The following is a 4,745-nucleotide window of genomic DNA, read 5'->3' as shown; positions in this document are numbered from 1 at the left end:
GTAGCGGGTTACGGCGATGTGGGTAAAGGTTCTGCTGAGTCTTTGAGCTCACAGGGCGTACGTGTGATCGTTTCTGAAATTGACCCGATCTGTGCGTTGCAGGCGGCGATGGAAGGCTATGAAGTGAAGAAATTCGCGACTGCTGTGTTGGAAGCTGATATTATCGTAACGACTACAGGCAACTGTGACATCGTTCGTGCTGAGCACTTTAAAGTGATGAAAGATAAAGCGATCGTGTGTAACATTGGTCACTTTGACAATGAGATCGATGTAGCCTGGTTAAATACCAACTACGGTGATACTAAAGTAGAGATCAAACCTCAGGTAGATAAATATACCATCGATGGCAAAGACATCATTTTGCTGGCAGAAGGCCGTCTGGTAAACTTAGGCTGTGCTACGGGTCACCCGAGCTTTGTCATGTCTAACTCGTTTACCAACCAGACTCTGGCACAACTGGAGCTTTGGACAAATACAGATCAGTATGAGAACAAAGTTTATGTATTGCCTAAATACCTGGATGAGAAAGTAGCACGTTTGCACCTGGCTAAAATCGGTGTTGAACTGGATGTTTTAGATCCGCACCAGGCTGAATATATCGGCGTTCCTGTGGAAGGGCCGTTTAAGCCGGAAGCATACAGGTACTAGTAGCCGGAAATAAATGCTTATAAAAAAGGGGCCAATTCGTGCCCCTTTTTTATTATTCCCCCAGGTCCGTATCTAATGTTCAAATTGACTGACCTCATCTAACAAGCCTGCTGCTTTGCTTAATTTTTCGCCATATATACGCTGATACATCCGCAGATTGAACGGATAAAGCAGCAGTATGAAAAGTATGACGGCCAGGAAATAGAGACCGGCATGTAGCGGGCTCTCATAAATATCTTTTTGAACTGCCAGTTTCAGCATGGCAGGTATAATAGTTGCCAGCCAAACGGCAACGATCCCAAAATCATACTTACCCGCCGATATCGAGCTGATCTTAAACCCATTTATAGCTTTCTGGAGCGCTAAAACCGGGGTGTCGTAAACGTTTAGCTGTGTAAACTTCCTGGTATTCTTCAGGTGGTAAACAAATGAACCCAGCATACAGAGTCCTCCCAAAAAAACGGTAATGCTAAAATCCGGTTCACTCTTCATAAAAAAGGCTAACCCTGATGAGGTCAGAAAATATATAAATGCCATATTTCTTCCATGAACAGACACTGCAAGCACTTCCCTGAACTCATCAACAGCTTTGTCTAAGTTCAACCGCCTGAGCAGGGCCTCGTTTAATCTCAGGTTTTTTTCGAGTTGTTTCCCGTGATCTGCCCAAAGATCCTGCATTTCAGATAATTCCATACTTTAATTTTAGTTTAAACTGTTCCTTTAATATTTTCCTGATCCGGTTTATTTTGGTTCCCGCGTTGCTTTCCGATATCCCCAGCAGCTCTCCGATCTCCTGATAGCTTTTGCCTTCCAGGTGAAGGATGATCACGGCTTTATTCAAATTGTCCAGCGCCCTGATGCAGTCGTATAAAAAGCTGATGTGGTTTTCAAGCGCAGGGTCCGAACCATTGGTGTCTACCACTTCTAATATACTTTCATCTATGGCGATGGTCCGTTCTTTCCGTTTATGGTCTTTCCGGTAATGTGAAATGGATACATTCAATGCGATCCGGTATATCCATGTTGATAACTTAGACTTGCTCTCATCAAAGCTGTCCAGTGCCTTCCAGATCTGGATCAGAATCTCCTGCTCCAGGTCACGCTGGTCTTCCGGATCCCTGCAGTAAACATTAATGATCTTAAACAGGATCTTTTTGTGGTCCTTTAAAACTTCGATGAATTTTTCTTTTTTCTCTGTCAAGTTTCTGTAATTATCAATACCCTATTATTCGCAGTGACTTGCTAAAAATCACAAATCGTGATCAGAATATTTTATCTTTGTCTATGGCTAAACTTTCCGTAAACATCAACAAAATTGCAACCTTGCGCAACAGCCGCGGAGGTAATAATCCTGATCTGATAAAAGTAGCACTGGATTGTGAACGTTTTGGTGCCGAAGGGGTCACAGTACACCCAAGACCTGACGAACGTCACATCAGGTATCAGGATGTTTATGACCTGAAAGCGGTCATTGCCACAGAATTTAACATTGAAGGAAATTGCAGGGAACAGAAGTTTGTAGACCTGGTACTGGCCAATAAGCCGGCCCAGGTTACTTTGGTGCCGGATGCAGAAGGGCAGGTCACTTCCAATCATGGCTGGGATACGATAAAATACAAAGACTACCTGAAAGAAATGGTATCGCTGTTTCAATCAGCAGGCATCAGGGTGTCTATATTTGTCGATCCTGTGGTGGACATGGTAAAGGGGGCTGCCTTGAGCGGAACAGACAGAATTGAACTGTATACGGAGGCCTATGCGCACAATTATTACGACAACCGCGAAAAAGCGATCGTTCCTTATGTAGCCGCTGCGCATAAGGCACACGAGCTTGGCCTGGGCATCAATGCCGGGCATGACCTGGACCTGCACAACCTGAAATATTTCGCAGACAGCATCCCCGGACTGCTGGAGGTCAGTATCGGTCATGCGCTCATCAGCGACGCGCTTTACCTGGGGCTGGAGAATACAGTTCAACTATATTTGAAGCAGCTGAAGCATTAAATTCTTACGTATTTTTATTACCTTTGCGCAACTTTTTATTCATAGATTTTCATGAGCTTGAACATTCATTACCAAGAAGACTTTAAAGACCGCCACATTGCAACTAATGACAAGGATACCAATGAGATGCTTAACACGCTGGGCCTGGGTTCTGTTGACGAACTGATCGAACAAACTGTTCCGCAAAAGATCAGGCTGAAACAGCCTTTGAACCTGCCTAAGGCAAAATCGGAAACGGATTACCTGAGCAGTTTAAAGCAGACGGCTTCTTTAAATAAAGTTTTCAAATCTTACCTGGGCCAGGGTTATTATGACACCATTACGCCGGGTGTGATCCTGCGTAATGTGATGGAAAATCCGGGATGGTATACCCAGTATACGCCTTACCAGGCAGAAATTGCACAGGGCCGTTTGCAGGCGCTGCTGAATTTCCAGACCATGGTGATCGATCTGACCGGTATGGAGATTGCGAATGCTTCATTGCTGGATGAGGGTACTGCAGCCGCAGAGGCCATGTTCATGCAATACAGCCTGCGTAAAAATGCTAAAGGGGATAAGTTCTTTGTGTCAGAACTGCTGTTCCCGCAAACGATAGATATCCTGAAGACCCGTGCAAATCCATATGGCATTGAACTGGTTATCGGTGATCACCGTTCGGTGGAACTGAGTGAAGAATTCTTCGGGGCAATTATACAGTATCCTGCCGGAAACGGTGAGGTATTTGACTATACTGGTTTTGCACAAAAAGCACATGAAAAAAATGTAAAAGTAACGGTAGTGGCCGATCTGCTGAGCTTAACCCTGCTAACGCCTCCGGGTGAATGGGGAGCGGACGTAGTGGTGGGAACTACACAGCGCTTTGGTGTACCGATGGGATTCGGCGGTCCTCACGCTGCTTTTTTTGCGACCAAGGATGAGTACAAACGTGCTATTCCCGGCCGGATCATCGGAGTGACCATTGACAGCAATAATAACTACGCGCTGCGCATGGCGCTGCAGACCCGTGAACAGCACATCCGCAGGGATAAAGCGACTTCAAATATTTGTACTGCACAGGCTTTACTGGCCATTATGGCCGGTTTTTATGCAGTGTATCATGGACCTAAAGGTCTGAAACTGATCGCGGAACGCACGCATGGCCTGGCCATTACGCTGGCGCGTTCACTGGAGAAAATAGGTTATAAACTATCTGCTGATTCTTATTTTGACACCATTCAGCTGGATCTGGGCGATCTTGTCAACGCAATACACAGTGAATGCCTGAACAATGAGATCAATTTAAATTATAAAGGCAGCGTGGTGACCATCGCTTTGGATGAGACCACTTCTGCCGAAGATGTGAAATTACTGGTTAAAATCTTTGCAAAAGTAAAGGCAATCGCTGCTGATACAGTGGAGCTGGCCGATCAGAACATCACTACTGTAATTCCTTCTGCCCTGCTGCGTAATTCAGCATATTTGAGCCATCCGGTATTTAATGCGCACCATTCTGAGCATGAAATGCTGCGCTACATCAAATCGCTGGAAGCTAAGGACCTTTCGCTTTGTCACTCGATGATCGCTTTGGGTTCGTGTACCATGAAGCTGAATGCGACGACTGAAATGATCCCTGTGACCTGGCCTGAGTTTGGTAAGATCCATCCTTTTGCCCCGGCAGATCAGGTAGCCGGTTATTATACGGTATTCAATGAGCTGGACAAATGGCTGAGTGAGATCACAGGCTTTGCAGCCATGAGCCTGCAGCCAAATGCGGGCGCCCAGGGTGAGTATGCCGGGCTGATGGTCATCAGGGCTTATCACCAGGACCGCGGAGACCACCACCGTAACATTGCTTTGATCCCTTCGTCTGCTCACGGCACCAATCCTGCTTCTGCCGCTATGGCGGGTATGAAGATCGTAGTGGTCAAATCAATGGAAAACGGAAATATTGATGTGGATGACCTGAAAGCAAAGGCTGAGGAACATGCCACTGATCTTTCCTGCCTGATGGTGACTTACCCTTCTACGCATGGCGTATTTGAAGAAAGCATTATTGACATTTGTAACATCATCCACGAGAATGGCGGACAGGTGTATATGGACGGGGCAAACAT

At 45.9% G+C, this 4,745-nt stretch carries 5 protein-coding genes; 3 read left to right on the top strand and 2 right to left on the bottom strand.

The window, feature by feature from the left end; genetic code table 11:
* Positions 1 to 648 (top strand): adenosylhomocysteinase (locus VK541_RS21685; protein WP_324372606.1); only part of this gene is annotated, 648 nt, incomplete at its 5' end.
* Positions 649 to 720: 72 nt separating this feature from the next.
* Here VK541_RS21685 and VK541_RS21680 read toward each other — a convergent pair.
* Together VK541_RS21680 and VK541_RS21675 are read right to left on the bottom strand one after the other, a co-directional pair.
* Positions 721 to 1,341 carry a hypothetical protein gene (locus VK541_RS21680; RefSeq protein WP_324372605.1) on the bottom strand — a complete coding sequence of 207 codons (621 nt, stop codon included), beginning with the start codon at positions 1,339 to 1,341 and terminating at the stop codon, positions 721 to 723.
* On the bottom strand, positions 1,328 to 1,849 hold the full coding sequence (locus VK541_RS21675) for an RNA polymerase sigma factor (RefSeq protein WP_324372604.1): 522 nt from the start codon (positions 1,847 to 1,849) through the stop codon (positions 1,328 to 1,330). The genes VK541_RS21680 and VK541_RS21675 overlap by 14 nt, the downstream gene beginning before the upstream one ends.
* A gap of 83 nt (positions 1,850 to 1,932) precedes the next feature.
* Between VK541_RS21675 and VK541_RS21670 the strand changes: the two genes are divergently transcribed.
* Positions 1,933 to 2,652 (top strand): pyridoxine 5'-phosphate synthase, encoded by a 720-nt coding sequence (locus VK541_RS21670; protein WP_324372603.1) that lies wholly within the window; start codon positions 1,933 to 1,935, stop codon positions 2,650 to 2,652.
* Between the two features lie 51 nt (positions 2,653 to 2,703).
* Positions 2,704 to 4,745: aminomethyl-transferring glycine dehydrogenase (gene gcvP / locus VK541_RS21665; RefSeq protein WP_324372602.1), on the top strand; the 2,042-nt coding region annotated here is incomplete at its 3' end.

It is taken from the genome of Pedobacter sp. (genome assembly GCF_035317785.1).
Lineage (GTDB): Bacteria > Bacteroidota > Bacteroidia > Sphingobacteriales > Sphingobacteriaceae > Pedobacter.
This window is presented reverse-complemented; position numbering and strand designations above follow the sequence as displayed.